This is a genomic window from Herbidospora galbida (genome assembly GCF_005233835.1).
GTDB lineage: Bacteria > Actinomycetota > Actinomycetes > Streptosporangiales > Streptosporangiaceae > Herbidospora > Herbidospora galbida.
Genome location: NZ_SZQA01000064.1, coordinates 1 through 17,379, shown reverse-complemented (window position 1 = coordinate 17,379; position 17,379 = coordinate 1). Strand labels below are relative to the sequence as shown.

Annotated in this window: 12 protein-coding genes; 8 read left to right on the top strand and 4 right to left on the bottom strand. The window is 71.1% G+C overall.

The genetic code is table 11. The features are described from left to right. Nucleotides 1-85: 85 nt before the first annotated feature. A complete protein-coding gene (locus tag FDA94_RS36725) occupies nucleotides 86-1,135 on the top strand; it encodes a glycosyltransferase (protein WP_137251639.1) in 1,050 nt (349 codons plus the stop codon). 4 nt (nucleotides 1,136-1,139) lie between these two features. Here FDA94_RS36725 and FDA94_RS36720 read toward each other — a convergent pair whose 3' ends face one another. Next, the gene (locus FDA94_RS36720; protein ID WP_137251638.1) at nucleotides 1,140-1,898 is read right to left on the bottom strand and encodes an SDR family NAD(P)-dependent oxidoreductase; all 759 of its coding nucleotides are present in this window, start codon (nucleotides 1,896-1,898) and stop codon (nucleotides 1,140-1,142) included. A 495-nt stretch (nucleotides 1,899-2,393) separates the two neighbouring features. On the opposite strand from FDA94_RS36720, the gene FDA94_RS36715 reads away from it, so the two are divergent. From FDA94_RS36715 to FDA94_RS36695, 5 genes are all read left to right on the top strand, one after another. Next, complete coding sequence (locus tag FDA94_RS36715; RefSeq protein WP_137251637.1) at nucleotides 2,394-3,098, top strand: hypothetical protein; 705 nt, start codon at nucleotides 2,394-2,396, stop codon at nucleotides 3,096-3,098. A 9-nt stretch (nucleotides 3,099-3,107) separates the two neighbouring features. Further along, entirely contained in the window at nucleotides 3,108-6,038 is a 2,931-nt protein-coding gene (locus tag FDA94_RS36710; protein WP_137251636.1) for an AAA family ATPase, read from the top strand. Between the two features lie 114 nt (nucleotides 6,039-6,152). Further along, the gene (locus tag FDA94_RS36705) at nucleotides 6,153-7,970 is read left to right on the top strand and encodes a M14 family metallopeptidase (RefSeq protein ID WP_137251635.1); all 1,818 of its coding nucleotides are present in this window, start codon (nucleotides 6,153-6,155) and stop codon (nucleotides 7,968-7,970) included. 28 nt (nucleotides 7,971-7,998) lie between these two features. After that, nucleotides 7,999-8,436 (top strand): hypothetical protein, encoded by a 438-nt coding sequence (locus tag FDA94_RS36700; RefSeq protein ID WP_212735675.1) that lies wholly within the window; start codon nucleotides 7,999-8,001, stop codon nucleotides 8,434-8,436. A gap of 135 nt (nucleotides 8,437-8,571) precedes the next feature. Further along, complete coding sequence (locus tag FDA94_RS36695) at nucleotides 8,572-10,089, top strand: S8 family peptidase (protein ID WP_170991284.1); 1,518 nt, start codon at nucleotides 8,572-8,574, stop codon at nucleotides 10,087-10,089. A gap of 121 nt (nucleotides 10,090-10,210) precedes the next feature. On the opposite strand, the gene FDA94_RS36690 is transcribed toward FDA94_RS36695, so the two are convergent. Next, nucleotides 10,211-11,752: an aldehyde dehydrogenase family protein gene (locus FDA94_RS36690; RefSeq protein ID WP_137251633.1), complete on the bottom strand. Its 1,542-nt coding sequence runs from the start codon at nucleotides 11,750-11,752 to the stop codon at nucleotides 10,211-10,213. A 60-nt stretch (nucleotides 11,753-11,812) separates the two neighbouring features. Here FDA94_RS36690 and FDA94_RS36685 point away from each other — a divergent pair, with 60 nt between their 5' ends. Further along, nucleotides 11,813-12,391, top strand: coding sequence for a GNAT family N-acetyltransferase (locus FDA94_RS36685; protein ID WP_212735674.1), 579 nt, complete (start codon nucleotides 11,813-11,815; stop codon nucleotides 12,389-12,391). A gap of 6 nt (nucleotides 12,392-12,397) precedes the next feature. Here FDA94_RS36685 and FDA94_RS36680 read toward each other — a convergent pair whose 3' ends face one another. Continuing rightward, nucleotides 12,398-12,829, bottom strand: a complete 432-nt coding sequence (locus tag FDA94_RS36680; RefSeq protein WP_137251648.1) for a cupin domain-containing protein — start codon at nucleotides 12,827-12,829, stop codon at nucleotides 12,398-12,400. A 63-nt stretch (nucleotides 12,830-12,892) separates the two neighbouring features. Continuing rightward, nucleotides 12,893-15,754 carry a helix-turn-helix transcriptional regulator gene (locus FDA94_RS41275; protein ID WP_281286691.1) on the bottom strand — a complete coding sequence of 954 codons (2,862 nt, stop codon included), beginning with the start codon at nucleotides 15,752-15,754 and terminating at the stop codon, nucleotides 12,893-12,895. Between the two features lie 91 nt (nucleotides 15,755-15,845). On the opposite strand from FDA94_RS41275, the gene FDA94_RS36670 reads away from it, so the two are divergent. After that, complete coding sequence (locus FDA94_RS36670) at nucleotides 15,846-17,213, top strand: SWIM zinc finger family protein (protein WP_170991283.1); 1,368 nt, start codon at nucleotides 15,846-15,848, stop codon at nucleotides 17,211-17,213. Nucleotides 17,214-17,379: the final 166 nt, after the last annotated feature.

The window sequence follows — 17,379 nt, the reverse complement described above, 5'->3', positions numbered from 1 at the left end:
GCTCACAGCCACATGAGGGCCCCGCGCTGAACAAGACTGCCCGCCGGGCAGACATACCGGAACAGGGTCGAAACGGGGGCCAGTGATGGGCGAGCGCATCAGGGTCATGCGGGTGATCACCGGGCTGGACGCGGGCGGACCCGCGCTCCAGGCCGTCACGCTGCTCGACCACCTGGATCCCGGCCGGTTCGAGCAGCGCCTCTACACCACCACGATGCACGAACGCGCGCACACCATCCCGGACGACAGCCCCCGCGCGCTGGCCCGGCTGGTCAGGGAGATGCGCAGGTTCCGGCCGGACATCGTGCACACCCACACGGCCAGGGCGGGCGCGCTCGGCCGGATGGCCGCGACGATGGCCCGGGTCCCGGCGCGCGTGCACACCTTCGACGTCCATCCGCGCCAGGCCGCGGTCGAGCGGCGGCTGGCCCGGGTCAGCGACCGGCTGATCGCCGACTGCGCGCAGGTCCGCGACGACCTGCTCGCCGCCGGGATCGGCGCCCCGCGTCAGTACGCCGTCGTCCGGCCCGGCGTGCGCATGGCCGGCCGGCCGACCCGGGAGGTCGCGCGGGCCCGGCTGGGGCTGCCGGCCGACATCCCCGTCGTGGCGTTCGTCGGGAAGGTCACCAAGAACCGCAGGCCCGACCGGTTCCTCGACACCGTCGCGCTGGTGCTGCGCGGCCTGCCGATGACCAAGATCCTCGTCTGCGGCGGCGGCGACCTGGCCGCCGACCTGCGGGCCAAGGCGGTCAGGTTCGGCGACGCCGTCGCCTACCTCAGCCGCCGCACCGACCTGGAGATCATCCACGCCGCCGCCGACGTCATGCTGCTGACCAGCGACTACGAGGGCATCCCCCTCGACCTCCTCAAGGCCGCCGCGTCGGGGGTCCCGGCGGTCGCCACGCGGGTCGGCGGGGTGCCCGAGGTCGTCGAGGACCGGGTGACCGGGCTGCTCACCGACCCCGACCCGGGGCTGCTGGCCGCCTCGGTCGTGCGGATCCTGCGCGACCCCGGCTACGCGGGCCGCCTGGGCGACGCCGCCGCCCAGCGCGCCGGGCTCTACTTCGGTCAGTCGCGGTTCGTCGACGACGTGTCGGCCCTCTACCTGCGGCTGTACGAGGAGACCCGGTCATGAAGCGCTACCTGAATCGCCGGCCGATGTGGGTGGAGACGCGGGCCGTGAGGTTCTGCGGGAGCAGCCGCCCCACGCCGACGATCAGCTTGTAGCGCAGGTCGGGCACGCTGACGACCTTGCCGAGGGCCAGGTCGCGCATCGCCGTCTTCACGACGGGGTCGGCCTCCAGCCAGAGGAACTCCGGAATGCCGGTGGTGTCCATCCCGGCCCGCTGGTGGAACTCGGTGTGCACGAAACCGGGGCACAGCGCCATCACCCGCACGCCGTCGGCGGAGGTCTCGGCGGCGACGGCGCCGCTGAAGTTGACCACCCAGGCCTTGGACGCGCCGTAGGTGCCCCGGGTGAAGAACGCCGCCACCGAGGCCACGTTGATCACCCCGCCCCGGCCCTTGGCCCGCATGTGGGGCAGGGCCGCGTAGGTGAGCCGCAGGACCGCCTCGCAGTGCACCTTCATCATGGTGAGCTCGTCTTCGACGGGCGCGCTCAGGAACATCGCCCGGTTGCCGAACCCGGCGTTGTTCACCAGCAGGTCGACCCCCTCGCGCAGCCGCTCCTCGACGGCCTTCAGGCCGTCGTCGGCCGACAGGTCGGCGGGCAGCACCTCGGCGTGGACGCCGTAGCGGCGGCCGAGGAACGCGGCCTGCTCGGCCAGCCGGTCGCGGTCGCGGGCGACCAGCACGAGAGAGAAGCCGTCGGCGGCCAGGCGGCGGGTGAACGCCGCGCCGATCCCGGCGGTCGCGCCGGTGACGAGTGCGGTGGGCATGGCCCGCAGCCTAGCCTCCTGCTGATCACCCTGCTCCCCGGGCGCGAGACCCAGGCCCAGGATCCGGTATGCCGCGATTCATGCTTTTCGATAGGACCGATATTGCCTTTCTGATGCAGGTATCGGCCGCATCGCGAGATCTCAGGCATAAGCGGGCGTCGATAATCGGCGAGGATTGCGGGACGTCGCAGGTCAGAGTCGTCCCGATTCGTCCGAACGGCTTCGGTCACATAAGCTTCGCCAGTTCGTGCATCAACGGTCGTTCTGGGGGAAGTGCCGCTTACGCCCGGCTTATGCCATGCAGCCTACGCTGCCGCAAAAAGTTGACATGTCGAGACAGCGGTTCCCGCCGCCCTATGATCACGTCACAAATGCAGCTAAGCTCCGGGCAAGATTTGGTCAAGTTTTCCAAGATGTAACAACAGTCCCGGTAAGGGGATACTTGGAAAACGGGCACTACTACCTCGTAGACCCGCAAAGCGGAGGTATGGCCCTGTGAAGACATGGCGGGCGGGGTCCGGCGCGGCGGCGGCCTTCGGGGTCGCCGCGATGATCGCCGGATTGGCCGGATGCGGCGGCTCGCAATACACATTCGTCCGTGACTCGGGCGGCAGCACCTACTTCAAAGTCCCCGCCACCTGGCACAAGGTCGATCAGGACGCGGTGGACGCCGCGCTCCTCGGGGATCCGTCCTCGGCGACCACCCAGGTGCTGAAACAGAGAATCTGGACCGCCGCCTACGACGGCCACACCCAGCCGTCGATCGACCACATCATGACGGCGGGACCGGAAGGCCCCGACGAGCCGTTCGCGTTCGCGATCGTGCAGACGCTCTCCGAGGAACAGCAGCAGGACGTCTCGCTGAACGCCCTGCGCAACGTGATGGGCTTCCCCGTCACGGCCACGGCTGCCGAACGCACGCAGAACGAGCAGAACAAGGAATACCCGTACAAGAACTTCGAGCTCACCCGTGACGAGGTGCTCGAGGGCGACAACGGCGCGAAGGGCGTGCGGGTGCAGTTCAGCCTCCGATACATGGGCGGCCCGCTGCAGACCTTCCAGCAGACCGGCTATCTGTCGGCCGACGGAACCACCATGTCGACGTTCCTGATCCGCTGCTCCGCGACCTGTTTCCAGCAGCGCCAGGCCGAGCTCGACTCCATCGCGCAGTCGTTCAAGGTGAAGAACAACTTCGGGTAAGGAGCCCACATGAAGACGGCTTCCCCGCCGCAATACGAAGGGCTCCGGCCACCCGGATCGGGCCCCGACGACAGGGATCCGCGCACCCGCAAGAAGATGGCGTTCTGGGATCGCGCCAAGATCATCATCTTCCTCGTCGCGGCGTTCCTCATCCTCACCGTCAAGACGATGGGTGAGTTCGAAGGTATCATGACCTTCTGGGACGCCCTGGTCTACCAGGCCGAGGCGACCGGCTGGATTCTCTGGCTGATCGGCATCGACCTGATCCGCCAGCTCCACTTCCTGATCTCCGAGCGCTCCGCCGGCTACCACCGTCTGTGGACCAAGGGCATCTTCGGCGGTTTCGACCGCTGGGTGCACCGCAGGTTCAGCGACTGGACCCGCTACCGGCTGTCGCGCGCGATCAAGGTCGTTTTCTGGATCACCCTCATCGCCTTCATCCTCGCCGAGGTCCTGCCAGGGGACGTGTCGCCCGTCATGGCGCTGTTCCAGGCCCCGGCGCTGCTGTGGCAGGCGATGCCGATGATCGCGCAGCTCGCCTTCGCGTTCTTCTTCATCGTGTTCCAGTTCATCGGCCTGTTCTGGTTCCTCTCACGGGGCGGCGTCGAGACCTACTTCCCCGACGACATCAAGACGCGCTTCGAGGACGTCTGGGGCCAGGACCACGTGGTCGAGCGGGTCAAGGAGAACATCGTCTTCCTGGAGCGCCCCGACGAGATCGAGCAGCGCGGCGGATACGTGCCCAGCGGCCTCCTGCTGTGGGGCCCGCCCGGCACCGGCAAGACCCTGATGGCCGAGGCCGTCGCGGGCGAGACCGGCAAGCCGTACGTGTTCGTCGACCCCGGCGCCTTCACGAACATGTTCATGGGCATCGGCATCCTCAAGGTCAAGTCGCTGTTCCGCAAGCTGCGCAAGCTCGCCCTGCGGTACGGCGGCGTCATCGTCTTCTTCGACGAGGCCGACTCGCTCGGCCGCCGCGGTTCGCTGGCCCAGCAGGGCCCGCGCACCGGTCCGAGCTTCAGCCCGGCCTTCGGCGACGCCTGCCACGGCTTCTCCTACCTGTCGGAAGGCTCGCGGCAGACCCTGCTCCGGGAGTCGATGCAGCGGACCGAGGAGGAAGCCCCCCGCACCAGGACCAGCCGGTTCATGATGGGCGGCAACATGATGGGCGGCGGCGGTGACATGGGCACCCTCCAGGCCCTGCTCACCGAACTGTCCGGCCTGAAGAAACCGCGCGGCATCGTCAACCGCCACGTGCGGCGACTGCTCGGCATGCGGCCCAAGCCGCCGCCCAAGTACCGCATCCTCGTCATGATGGCGACGAACATGCCCGACGCGCTCGACGAGGCCCTCCTGCGACCCGGCCGCATCGACCGGATCTACAAGGTCGGCTATCCGTCCAAGCCGGGCCGGATCCGCACCTACCAGGGCTATTTCAACAAGGTGCGCCACGAGCTGACCGACGAGAACATCGACAAGCTCGCCACGATCACCCCCTACGCCACCGGCGCCACGATCAAGGACCTCGTGAACGAGTCCCTGATCACCGCGATCCGCGACGGCCGCGAGGTGATCACCTGGGCCGACGTGACGAAGGCCAAGCGGCTCAAGCAGCTCGGCCCGCCCGAGGACGTCGAGTACATCGAGCGCGAGCGCCACGCGGTGGCCGTCCACGAGGCCTGCCACGCGGTGGTCTCCTACCGCACCACCCGGCACTTCGAGATCGACATCGCCACCATCGAGAAGGGCGCCGGTTACCTCGGCATGGTCTCCAGCATCAAGCCGGAAGACCAGTTCACCCGGTGGAAGTCGGAGTTCGAGGCCGACATCAAGACGTCCCTCGCCTCGCTGGTCGGAGAGCGCATGTTCTTCGGCGACGACAACTCCTCGGGCGTCTCGGGCGACCTGGACGCCGCGACGTACATGACCGCGGTGATGGAGACCCGCTACGGCATGGGCATGGCCATCACCGCCCTCCCGGCGATGCTGGAGCTGGGCCTCAGCGGCGTCGGCCAGCCGGCGCCCCGGAAGAAGGGCCCCGGCGGCAACATCGGCTTCCTGGCGGGCAACCTGAACGAGCCCCGCCCCGACGGCGCGAGCGGCGTCCACGACCGCATCGAGCAGGGGCTGGCGCGGTTGTACGAGGAGACCGAGGAACTCCTGCGGGCCAATCGGGCCCAGGTGCTGGCCGTCGCCCACGCCCTGGAGACCCAGAAGACCCTCAACGGCGAAGACGTCATCGCGATCATCGAGCGCACGACGGGCCCGCTGGTCGACGGCACCGTCTACGCCGACGAGGACTTCCAGCGCGAGCTGGAGGAATACCACGAGGCGGCCGTGGCGGCGCACCAGGGGCACACCAAGGTGACCGCCGTCATGCCGATGCCGCGCGTGCGCCAGCTGTCGCTGCAGCCGGCGGGCGTCGCCGGCAACGGCTCGGTGCCCGCCTTCGCTCCCGCCGGCACGATCACCGGGGAGATCGTCCCGGTGAACGGCAACGGGAGCGGCTCGGTCGACTTCGTCCCGTGGGCGAACACGAACGGCAACGGCGTGCCGCTGCCCCCGCCGCCGCCCGACGCGGCGGCGGCCAAGCCCGGGAGCTCGCGGTCGCGCGGCCTGCTCTGGGGCCTGTTCGGGGCGGCGCTCGCGCTGGCCGCGCTGGTCCTCGTGGTGATCGCCGTCTCCGGCGGCGCCATGAACGGCGCGACCGAGGTGGTGCCGGGGCTGCCGACCGGCACGGTCGTCGTGTTCTTCCTGATCCTGCTCGGGATCGTCGCCATCCTGGCCATCGTGGTCGGGGTGATCCGCGCCCAGCAGGCCAACCGGCGGCGCGCCGAGGAGGCCAGAGACCGGGCGAACGAGCGGGCCCAGCTCCTCGCCGCCGCGATGGACCCCGAAGTGGCCATGAGATTGCTCGGGTACGACGGCCGGGAGAAGTAGAAAACACAGAATTGCACCAAGCGCCCGCCGTCCTGAGCGCTCCGGACGACGGACTTGACGGAAGATCGTGAGTCGGCCTTGCCTCCGTGGCGGGGCCGATTCACTTTTGTCGACATGAAGCAGCGCCTGACAGTTGTTCTGACACTGATCGTCCTGGTCCTGACCACGGGCCTGACGAGCGCCGGAGCCGGGGCCGAACCCCCGCCCAACCGCCAGTACACCGTCGACGGGGTGAGCACCCAGGAGCAGCGCACCGCGGTCGCCCAGACCGGTGCCGCCATCGACGAGGTCGCCGCCGACCGGATCGTCGTCACCGCGACCAGCGAGGAGGTCGCGGCGATCAGGGCCCTGGGCCACACCGTCACGGCCGCGCCGAACCGGCTCGCGCCCGTCGTGCCCAAGCCGCTCGACTTCCCGGCCGCCGACAGCGCCTACCACAACTTCGCCGAGCTCAACACGGTGGTCAACGCGGCCCTGTCGGCCCACTCGTCGATCATCCGCAAGGTGTCGATCGGCACGTCGTACCAGGGCCGGGAGCTGTTCGCGCTCAAGATCAGCGACAACGTCGCCACCGACGAGAACGAGCCCGAGGTGCTGTTCACCCACAGCCAGCACGCCCGTGAGCACCTGACCGTCGAGATGGCGATCTACCTGATGAACCTGCTCACCGACTCCTACGGCTCGGACTCCCGCATCACGGACATCGTGAACTCGCGCGAGATCTGGATCGTCCCGAACATGAACCCCGACGGCAGCGAGTACGACATCGCCACCGGGTCGTACCGCAGCTGGCGCAAGAACCGCCAGCCCAACAGCGGGTCGAGCGCGATCGGCACCGACCTGAACCGCAACTGGGCCTACAACTGGGGCTGCTGCGGCGGATCGTCGGGCACCACGTCGTCGGACACCTACCGGGGCCCCTCGGCCGAGTCGGCGCCCGAGGTGCGCGCCGTGGCCGACTTCGTCCGCGGCCGCGTCGTCGGGGGCGTCCAGCAGATCAAGGCGCACATCGACTGGCACTCCTACGGCGAGCTGATCCTGTGGCCCTACGGCTACACCACCGCCAACACCGCCCCCGGCCTCACCCAGGACGACCGCGACGCGCACGCCGTGCTCGGCCAGCAGATGGCCGCGACCAACAACTACACCCCCGAGCAGGCCAGCGACCTCTACATCACCGACGGGTCGATCGACGACTGGATGTGGGGCGCGTACAAGATCTTCTCCTACACCTTCGAGATGTACCCGGTGGCGTCCAACCCCGGCTTCTACCCGCCCGACGAGGCGATCGTGCCGCAGACCACCCGCAACCGCGAGGCCACCCTGCTGCTCCTGGAGAACGCCGACTGCGTCTACAAGGTGATCGGCAAGCAGTCGCAGTACTGCGGCGGCGGCCCGCCGGCCGTCACCGTCTACACCGACGACTTCGAGACCGCCACCGGCTGGACCGCCAACCCGCTCGGCACCGACACCGCCACCATCGGCCAGTTCACCCGGGCCAACCCCGACGCGACCACCTCCAGCGGCGCCAAGCAGCTCGGCACCACCGTCAGCGGCTCGTTCGACCTGGTCACCGGCCCGCTCGCGGGCGCCTCGGCGGGCGACTACGACCTCGACGGCGGCGTCACCTCGATCCGCTCCCCGCAGATCACCCTGCCGAGCACCGGCACCCTGACCCTGTCGTTCTCGTGGTACTTAGCCCACGGGAGCAACTCCTCCACCACCGACTATCTGCGCGTCTCGGTCAACGGCACCCAGGTCTTCCAGCAGCTCGGCGCGGCGAGCAACCGCAACGGCGCGTGGGCCACGGCGTCGGTGAACCTGGCGGCCTTCGCCGGCCAGACCGTCCAGATCACGGTCAGCGCCGCCGACACCGGCACCGCCTCACTGGTCGAGGCGGCCGTCGATGATGTGAAGATCACCCAGCAGTAATGGACTACCTACCCTTACCGGTGTAAACGTGGCATGTGTGATTAACGACCGGTCGCGGGGCCCCGAACGGGAGCTCGCCGTCCTGCTCCGCACCGGACCGTTCGAACGCGCGCTCCGGGCCGCCATCGCGGCCCGGGGCCTGTCGCTGGAACGTCTGCACGTGCGCCTCGCCGAGCGGGGCGCCCATGTCAGCCTGGCCAGTCTCAGCAACTGGCAGCGCGGCCGCTCCCGGCCGGAGCGGTCGCGGTCGCTGGCGGCGGTGCGGGAGCTGGAGTCGATCCTCGGGCTGCCCGCCGACTCGCTCGTCGCCCTGCTCGGGCCGAGGCGGCCCCGGGGGAGGTGGCTGGCGCACGATCCGGGCGCGATCAGGCAGCAGCTGCGCGACCTCGTCGAGGCGCTCGACGACGACGAACTGCCGACTGTACTCGCAGTCGTGCGCGCCCTCAGGGCATCAGACCGGAAATGATATACCGCCGGTTTTGACCGGAAATTTCCTGGAAGCTCAGCACAGGCGATTAGTTCCGCCCTATCTGACCTGGCGTTTCGTCATGCCCTCATTCGGGCCTTTCGTATGCGTGCGCCACCCAGGAAAGGACCCCCGATGCACCGTATCCCCCGAGTCGCGGCGCTGCTTGCGGCCACCGCGCTCGCGGGCGCGTCGCTCGCCGCCCCCGTCCAGGCCCGTACGGCCGTGGTGGCGGGGACGGACAATCCCGGCGCGATCCCCGGCAGCTACATCGTCGTGCTGAAGCCGACGGCGGACGTCCGCGCGCAGTCCCGCGACCTTGCCGCCGAGAACGGCGGCCAGGTGAAGAACGTGTACAACCGGGCCATCAAGGGCTTCTCCATCAACGCCACCGCGAAGGAGGCCCGCGCCCTGGCCGCCGACCCCGACGTCGCCTACGTCGAGCAGGACGCCGTGGTGACGATCGACGCCGAGCAGGCCAACCCGCCGTCGTGGGGCCTCGACCGCATCGACCAGCGCGCCCTTCCCCTGAACTCCCGCTACACCTACACCGGGACGGGGTCGGGGGTGACGGCGTACATCATCGACACCGGCGTCCTCACCACGCACCAGGACTTCGGCGGCCGGGCCGTCTCCGGCAAGGACTTCGTGTCCAACGACAACGACGCGACCGACTGCAACGGCCACGGCACCCACGTCGCCGGGACCGTTGGCGGAACCGCCTACGGCGTGGCCAAGCAGGTCAAACTGGTCGGCGTGCGGGTCCTCGACTGCGCCGGGCGCGGCAGCAACTCCGGCGTCATCGCCGGCATCGACTGGGTGACCGCCAACGCGGCCAAGCCCGCCGTCGCCAACATGTCGCTGGGCGGCTCGGCCTCGACCGCCGTCGACACGGCCGTGAAGAACTCGATCAAGTCGGGCGTGACCTACGGCCTGGCGGCCGGCAACAGCAGCATGAACGCCTGCTCGTCGTCGCCGTCGCGGGTCCCCGAGGGCATCACCGTCGGCGCCACCGCGAAGAACGACGCCCGCGCGTCGTACTCCAACTACGGCGACTGCCTCGACCTCTTCGCGCCCGGCACCGACATCACCTCGGCCTGGTACAACTCGCCGACCGCCAAGAGCACCATCAGTGGCACGAGCATGGCGACCCCGCACGTCGTGGGGGCGGCCGCCCTGATCCTCTCCGGTACGCCGACCGCGACCCCGGCGCAGATCAGGGACACCCTCGTGAAGAACGGCGTGACCGGCGCGGTGACCAACCCGGGCAGCGGATCGCCGAACGTCCTGCTGAACACGTCGGGCGGGCCGTCGTCCGCCCCGTCGCCCACGGCGTCGCCGTCGCCTTCGGCCACGCCCTCACCGAGCACGAGCCCGAGCCCGAGCACCACTCCGAGCCCGAGCACGACGCCGAGCCCCACCACCTCACCGCGCCCGTCGGCCTCGCCGTCGGCCACGCCGACCGCGCCCGCGAAGAAGTGCGTGACCGCGACGAACAACGCGCACGTCTCGGCCGGCCGGGCCTACGTGGAGTTCTTCTTCCTCGTGTACGCCGAGGGCTCCAACGACTACCTCGGCCTCACCGGCAGCACCCAGCGCAGCCTCCAGGAAACCCGTTCGGGCTACTGGGACCTGGTCTCGCGCTGCGCGTGACCTCGAGCTGAAAAGGTCCGGCTCCGGCGTGGGGGCCGGACCTTTTCACGTCGCGGATGCGGCGTGGACCTGGAGCGGTGGTCGGTGCCGGTTGGGCGGAGCCGTAACGGAAGGAAGCTTTTCAGAGCGTGAACTCCAGGTCGGGCGTGATCTCCGCGACGTCCATCTGGGCCTTCTGCAGGCGGCCCGAATAGTCCCAGTTCATCGCCTGCCAGCGGGTGAACTGGTCGAGGACCCACATGCCCGACTGGCGGCTTCCGTTGCCCGACTTCCCGTTTCCGCCGAACGGCAGGTGCGCCTCCGCGCCCGAGGTCGAGTTGTTGACGCTGACCATCCCGGCCGACACCCCGGCCCGGAAGCGGAACGCCGACTGCGGATCGCGGGTGTAGATCGACGACGACAGGCCGTAGCCGGGGAGGTTGGCCAGCTCGATGGCCTCGTCGAGGGTGGAGAAGGTCGTCACGCCGACGATCGGGCCGAACGTCTCCTCCAGGAACAGCCGGTCGGTCGGCCGGACGCCGTCGACGATCACCGGGTGGTAGAAGAGGCCCTCGTTCGGGTCGTCGCCGAGGAAGTGGCCGCACGGGTTGGCCTCGGTGATCCGGCCGACCGGGCCGGTGACCGTGTGGTGGTCGCCGATCCAGGTCAGGAACTCCTCGTAGCGGTCGGCGAACTTCTGGTCGAGCAGCGGCCCCATCAGCACCTTCCGGGCCGGATCGCCGACGTGGGCCGACTGCGCGGCGGCGGTGAACCGGGCCACGAAGTCGCTGTGGATCGACTCGTGGACGATCACCGTCCCGAGCGAGGTGCAGCGCTGGCCGGCGGTGCCGAACCCGGCGAACAGGGCGCCCTCGGTGGCGAGGGTCAGGTCGGCGTCGGGCATGACCACCATCGGGTTCTTGCCGCCCAGCTCCAGGCACGGCGACTGCAGGTGCCGCCCGCACAGCTCGCCGATCTTGCGCCCGACCTCGGAGGAGCCGGTGAAGCCGACCTTGTGGACGGTCCCCTCGCCGAGCGCGGTCTCCAGCCCGGCGAACGTCTGCTCGCCGTCGGCGAAGACGACGTTGAACACTCCTTCGGGCAGCCCTGCGGCCGAGAAGATCCGGTGCAGCGCGGAGGCGGAGGCGGCGGCGTACTCGGCGGGCTTCCACACCACCGAGTTCCCGCACAGCAGGGCCGGCACCAGGTACCACGACGGCACCGCCACCGGGAAGTTCCCCGCCGTGATCACCGCCGCGACCCCGACCGGGGTCCGGAACGTGAACAGGTTCTTGTCGGGCATCTCCGACGGAACGGTCTGCCCGTAGAGACGCCGCCCTTCGCCGATGAAGAAGTCGCAGGTGTCGACGATCTCGCGCACCTCGCCCAGCGCCTCGGCGTAGGGCTTGCCGATCTCCTCGCTGACCAGCCGCGCCAGCGCCTCGGCGTTGGTCTCCACGAGCCGCCCGATCGACGCGATCACCCGCCCCCGCACCGGCGCCGGCACCCGCGCCCAGTCGTGCTGCGCGGCGGCCGCGTTCCGGCACGCCGCCGCGAACGTCGCCGCGTCGGCCAGGGCGACCTCGGCGACGACCTCCTTCAACCGGGCGGGGTTCCGGGACACATAGGGCGTGCCGGACGGCTCGTCCTTACCCCCGATGACGGAAACGATCTGCCGGGTCATCGTGCGACCTCCTCGTCGTGCGCGTGCTGTTCACCCTATTCCGGACGGCAAGATAGGCGGGTGTACGTCATCCCCGAGGTCGTCCCCGCCGGTTCCATGCGTGACCGCCCCCAGCCGTCGCTGACGACCGGAGACCTGCTGCTGCGCCCCTTCCGCGAGTCTGGCGACGAGCCGATCGTCATGGCCGCCTTCGCCGACCCCGACATCCGCCTGTGGAACCTGGAACACGAGGCCGACGCCGCCAGGGCCGCGAACGTCATCGCCCGCTGGCGGGCCCGCTGGACCCTGGAGACCGGCGCGTCGTGGGTGGTCGAACGCGACGGCCTGGCCGTGGGCCGGGTGGCCCTGCGTACGGTCGAACTGGAACTGGGCCTGGGGGAGATCGCCTACTGGACCCTCCCCGAAGGCCGAGGCCGGGGCGGCACCACGGCGGCGGTCTCTGAGGTGACCCGCTGGGCCTTCGACGACCTGGGGCTCCACCGCCTCGAACTCCGCCACGCGATCGCCAACCCGGCGTCGTGCCGGGTCGCGGAGCGGGCGGGGTTCGTGCTGGAGGGCATCCTGCACAGCTCGCTGCTGCACGCGAACGGCTGGCACGACATGCACCTCCACGCGCGGATCACCACGCGCCCTTCCTGAGGCCCGCTACTCGGCCAGCCGGAAGTCGGTGAACTCGAAGCCGGGGGAGACGACGCAGCTGACCAGCACGCCCTCGTCTCCCTCAGGGCGGGCCGCCTGCCAGACCCCCGGCGGGATCAGCACCTGGGGCCGCTGGCCCTTCTCGACGTCGGGCCCCAGGACGACGCTCTCGCCGGTCTGCGGCCGATCGCCGTCGCCGCCGAAGGTGAGGACCAGCGGGCCGCCGCGGTGCCAGAACCAGAGCTCGGCGGAGGCGACGACGTGCCAGGCCGACTCCTCGCCGGGTTCGAGGAGGAAGTAGATGGCGGTCGCGCTGTGCCTCTGGCCGTCGTAGCCGTCGGGGGAGAACATGACGGACGACCGCCAGGTCTCCCTGAACCAGCCCCCTTCGGGGTGGGGTTCCAGCCCGAGCTCCTCGGCCAGCGGCGGCTTCTGCATGTCGGCTCCCTCCAGCGGCACCTGCGTTCCGAGATTATCGATCTTCGTGGCGACCTGGCGGGTTCAGTCGTCGGGGGGTGTCACGCCTTCCTGGTGGGCGATGGCGGCGGCCTGGGTGCGGGTGGCCGCGCCCAGTTTGGCCAGGATGTTGGACACGTGGACGCTCGCCGTCTTCTGGCTGATGAACAGGCGTTCGCCGATCTCGCGGTTGGAGCGCCCCGCCGCCACCTGGGCCAGGACCTCGCGTTCGCGGCCAGTCAGGCTGTCGAGGACGCTCGCCCGGCCCGGCTCGGCCGCGTCGGGCAGGGTGAAGCGGGCCCGGCGGCCCAGCAGGTCGAGGGCGTGGCGGAGCGGCGCGGCGCCCAGGTGGTCGGCCACCTCGACGGCCTTCTCCCACTCGGCGCGGGCCCGGTCGCGGTCGCCCGTCTCGAGGAGGGTCTCGGCCAGCCGCCAGCGGTTGCGGGCCTGCTCGTAGGGGAAGCCGCCGTCGAACGCGGTCAGCGCCCGGTCCCACACCTCGGGGGTGGCGGTGCCGGACAGCCGGTGCCATTCGGCCTCGGCGCGGGCCAGCCAGCCCTGGCCCTCGGGGCCGAGCGTGGTCCGCGGGCCGGCGGGGCCGTGGGTGGCGGCGTAGCGGGCCCGCTCGACGAACTCGGTGCCGCGCTGCCGGGCCGGATCGCCGGGCGGCAGGTCGGCCAGGGCCGCCAGGCCGGTCGCCGATATGCGGATCAGCCCCGAGTCGTAGGGTTGCTGCACCGCCACGACCGCGTCGACGTGGCCGAGCGCCTCTTTCGGGTCGCCGCGCCACAGGGCCAGTTCGGCGGCCATGCCCCGGGTCATGTAGGTCACCAGGTCGTCGGCGCCCCAGAACGGCTCCAGCCAGCGCAATCGCTCGGCCGCCACCGCGCGCCCCCGGCCGACCTCGACGAACAGGGCGAACGACGACAGCAGCGCCTCGGGAGGGGTGCCGACCCGCACGCCGAACATGGCGGCCCGTTTCTCGGCGGCGTCCCAGTCGCCCGCAGCGAAGGAGATCAGGTAGCGCAGGAACCGCAGGTCGGTGCCGAACGTGCTCCACATCAGGCCGTTCTCGCGGGCCACCTGGAGCCCCGCCTCGGCCGACTCCGCCGCCGCGTCGAGGTCGCCGCGCTCGTATTGCAGCCGGGCCAGGCTGAACCAGGCCCGCAGGTCCATCGACAGCGAGCCCGACGTCTTCGCCGCCGCCATCGACAGCAGCTCCTCGGCCATGTCGGGGTCGCCGAGCGACTCCTGCTGGATGCCCAGCGACACCAGCGCCGCCGACTCGGCCTCGATCGAACCGGTGCGCCGCGCCACCTCCAGCGCGCGGGCGGCGGCCTCCTGCGCGTCGGCCACCCGCTCGGCGATCCACAGCGTGCGGGCGTGGGTGGCCAGGGCGCGGGCCAGCATCGGCGTCTCCGGGCCGTCGCCGACGACGTCGACCGCCGCCTGGGCCGCCTCGGCCATGCCGTGGAAGTCGTCGCCGTCGGCCTGATACCAGGCCAGCCGCTCGTTGGTCTCGGCCACCAGCTGCGGCTCGGTGACGAGCTGGCGCAGCCGCCGCAGGTGGGCGATGGCCCGGTGGTTGTCGCCGCTGTCGGCCGCCGCCGCGGCGCTGTCGAGGATCAGCCGCGCCCGCGTCGTGCCGGTGATCGCGTCGGCGTCGGGAACCTGCTCCCATACCTCCAGCGCCCGATCGAAATGCCGGTTGGCCTCGGCCGGGGCGCCCATCTGGGTCGCCCGCAGACCCGCCTCCAGCGAGGTGATCAGCGCGCCCCGCACGTCGTGGGCGGCCGAATAGTGGTGGGCCAGCTCGGCCGCCCGGCCCCCCGACTCGGTCAGCAGCGACGCGAACGTCATGTGCAGGCGGGTGCGCTCGCCCGGCAGCAGGTCGTCGTAGACGGCCTCTTGGAGGAGGGCGTGGCGGAAGTCGTAGCCGATGTGCTGGTCGACCGTCAGCAGCCCGCGCGAGACGATCTCGCGCAGCGCCTCTTCGAGCGGCCGGTCGGCCAGCCCGGCCGCCGCGCGCAGCATGTCGTGGTCGACCCGCCGCCCGGCCACGGCCGCCACGCGGAGCACCTGCTGGGCCGTGTCGGACAGTCCTTCTACGCGCGCCATCAGCAGGTCGGCCAGCGTCGCCGGCAGCCGGTCGCCGCTGGAGGCGGCCTGGAGCAGCTCCTCGGCGAAGAACGGATTGCCCCCGGCCCGCCCGACGACCCCGCCGATCAGCCCCGCGTTCCCGCCGCCCAGGGCGGTCAGGTGGGTCGCCATCGCCTCGTCGTCGAGTGGCGGCAGCTCGACCGGCACGACCAGCGGCAGCCGCTGGAGCTCGGCGAGCACCGGCCGCAGCGGATGACGGCGGTGCAGGTCGTCGGTCCGGTAGGTGCCGACCAGGACCACCCGCTCGCGCTGCAGCATGCGGGTGAGGAAGACCAGCAGGTCACGCGTCGAATGGTCGGCCCAGTGGAGATCTTCGAACACCATCAGCACCGGCCGCTCGTCGGCCAGCTCGCCCAGCAGGCTCAGCGTCGCGCCGAAGAGCCGCTGCTGCGCCAGCGCCCCGCTGAGCGCGTCGGACCCGTCTGGGTCGGCCCCCGGCAGCAGCCGCCGCAGCACCGGCCGCGATTCGAGCGCCGACCGGAGATCGGCGCTGCGCAGCGCGTCGGCCAGCGGCAGATAGGGCAGCGCGTTGCCCAGCTCGGCGCACTGCCCGACCAGGACGGTGAAACCGCGCTCCCGCGCGATCTCGGACAGCTCGCACACGATCCGGGTCTTCCCGATGCCGGCGTCACCGCCGACGAGCGCCACCCCGGCCATCCGCCCGGTCGCGGCGTCGAGCACCCGGGACAGCCGGTCGAGCTGGAACCCCCGCCCGACAAGCCCGGTTTGTGTCTTTCGGCCCACCACGCTGCGAGTATGGCACGTCACCCCGACAGAACCCCGGGCCCTCTTCGTGATCTTGCACGTTTTGTCGCCCGGCGCGGCTAGGGTGCGGCGCGTGACCGAACGATGGAGTCGAGACCAGGTGCTGGCGCTCGCGCCCGACGCCGCCTCGCAGAAGGCGGCCGGCGGGGTGAGCGCGCCCAGGAAGTGGTCCGCCATGGGGGTGAGCGGGCCGGCGTTGTGGGGCGAGTGCGCCGGGTCCGGGTCGAAGCCCTACCAGGCGTGCGTCGACCTGTCCGAACCCGCCTACCGTTGCAGCTGTCCCAGCCGGAAGTTCCCCTGCAAGCACGCCCTGGGCCTGCTCCTCCTGTGGTCGGCCGACGGCGTGCCGCCGGCAGCCGAACCGGCCCCCTGGGCCGCCGAGTGGTTCGACCAGCGGGCCGCGCGGGCCGAGAAGGCCGCGGAGAAGAAGGCCGCGGAGAAGAAGGCCGCGGAGAAGAAGGCCGCGGAGAAGAAGGCCGCGGAGAAGAAGGCCGAGCCCTCCGCCGCCAAGCCCGACGAGGGCCGGGCCCGGCAGCGCGAGGAGCGCGTCACCGCCGGGCTGGCCGAGCTCGAACGCTGGCTGTCCGACCAGGTCGCGAGCGGGCTGTCCGACGCGCGGCAGACGGGTCTGGCCGAATGGAGCGACCTGGCCAAACGCCTGGTCGACGCGCAGGCGCCCGGCCTGGCCGGGACCTTCTCGGGGCTCACGCGGGTCTTCCGCGACGAGAACTGGCCGGGCCGGCTGCTCGGTGAATACGCCATGGTCCACCTGCTGGCCGTGGCCCACCGGCGGGCCGCCGAGCTGCCCGGCGACCTGCGCGACACGGTCCGCCAGCGGGTCGGCTACCAGGTGCCCAAGGAGACCGTGCTGGCCCTCCCGCCGATCCGCGACGAGTGGCAGGTCATCGCGCTGCGCGACGAGGAGCGCGACCGGCTGCTGTCGCGGCGGGTCTGGCTGCACGGCCGGGCGACCGGCAGGGTGGCCCTCGTGCTGTCGTTCGCGCCGCCCGGCCAGCCGCTCGACGCGTCGCTGGTGCTGGGCACCCGCGTCGACGCCGACGTCTCCTACTATCCGGGCGCGGCGCCGCTGCGGGCCCTGATCGCCGACCGCTACGGCGCGGCCGTGCCCGCCAGGGCGCCCGCCTCGGGGGTGACCGTCGAGGGGGTGCCACAGCTGATCGCCGACGTCCTGACCCGCGACCCGTGGACCGACTCGTGGCCGCTGGTGATCACCGGCGCCCGGGTCGGGCGCGACGGCAAGGAATGGTGCCTCCTGGGCGACTCGGGGCAGGGCCTCCGGCTCCACCCCTCGGCGGGCGATCCGTGGAAGCTGATCGCGGTCTCGGGCGGCCACCTGGTGACGGTCGCCGTGGAATGGACTCCCGACGGCCTGCGTCCCCTCACCACGTGGGACGACAACGACGAGGTGGTGGTCCTGTGAGGCTCGATCGGCGCAACGGGTGGAACGAGCTGGTCTCCACCGCTCTCGTCGGGACCGAGCGCCGGGGTCTCGACTCCCCCTTCGACCTGCTGGAGCAGGCCGCCGCGCAGGTGGTCGCCCGGCGGGCGGGGGAGCGGCCCGGCGCCGGGAGCCCGCTCGCCGAGGC

Coding starts and splice junctions, on each gene's coding strand:
- FDA94_RS36690 (WP_137251633.1), bottom strand. CDS start 11,752: ATGACCCGGCAGATCGTTTCCGTCATCGGGGGTAAGGACGAGCCGTCC.
- FDA94_RS36680 (WP_137251648.1), bottom strand. CDS start 12,829: ATGCAGAAGCCGCCGCTGGCCGAGGAGCTCGGGCTGGAACCCCACCCC.
- FDA94_RS36725 (WP_137251639.1), top strand. CDS start 86: ATGGGCGAGCGCATCAGGGTCATGCGGGTGATCACCGGGCTGGACGCG.
- FDA94_RS36710 (WP_137251636.1), top strand. CDS start 3,108: ATGAAGACGGCTTCCCCGCCGCAATACGAAGGGCTCCGGCCACCCGGA.
- FDA94_RS36695 (WP_170991284.1), top strand. CDS start 8,572: ATGCACCGTATCCCCCGAGTCGCGGCGCTGCTTGCGGCCACCGCGCTC.
- FDA94_RS36705 (WP_137251635.1), top strand. CDS start 6,153: ATGAAGCAGCGCCTGACAGTTGTTCTGACACTGATCGTCCTGGTCCTG.
- FDA94_RS36720 (WP_137251638.1), bottom strand. CDS start 1,898: ATGCCCACCGCACTCGTCACCGGCGCGACCGCCGGGATCGGCGCGGCG.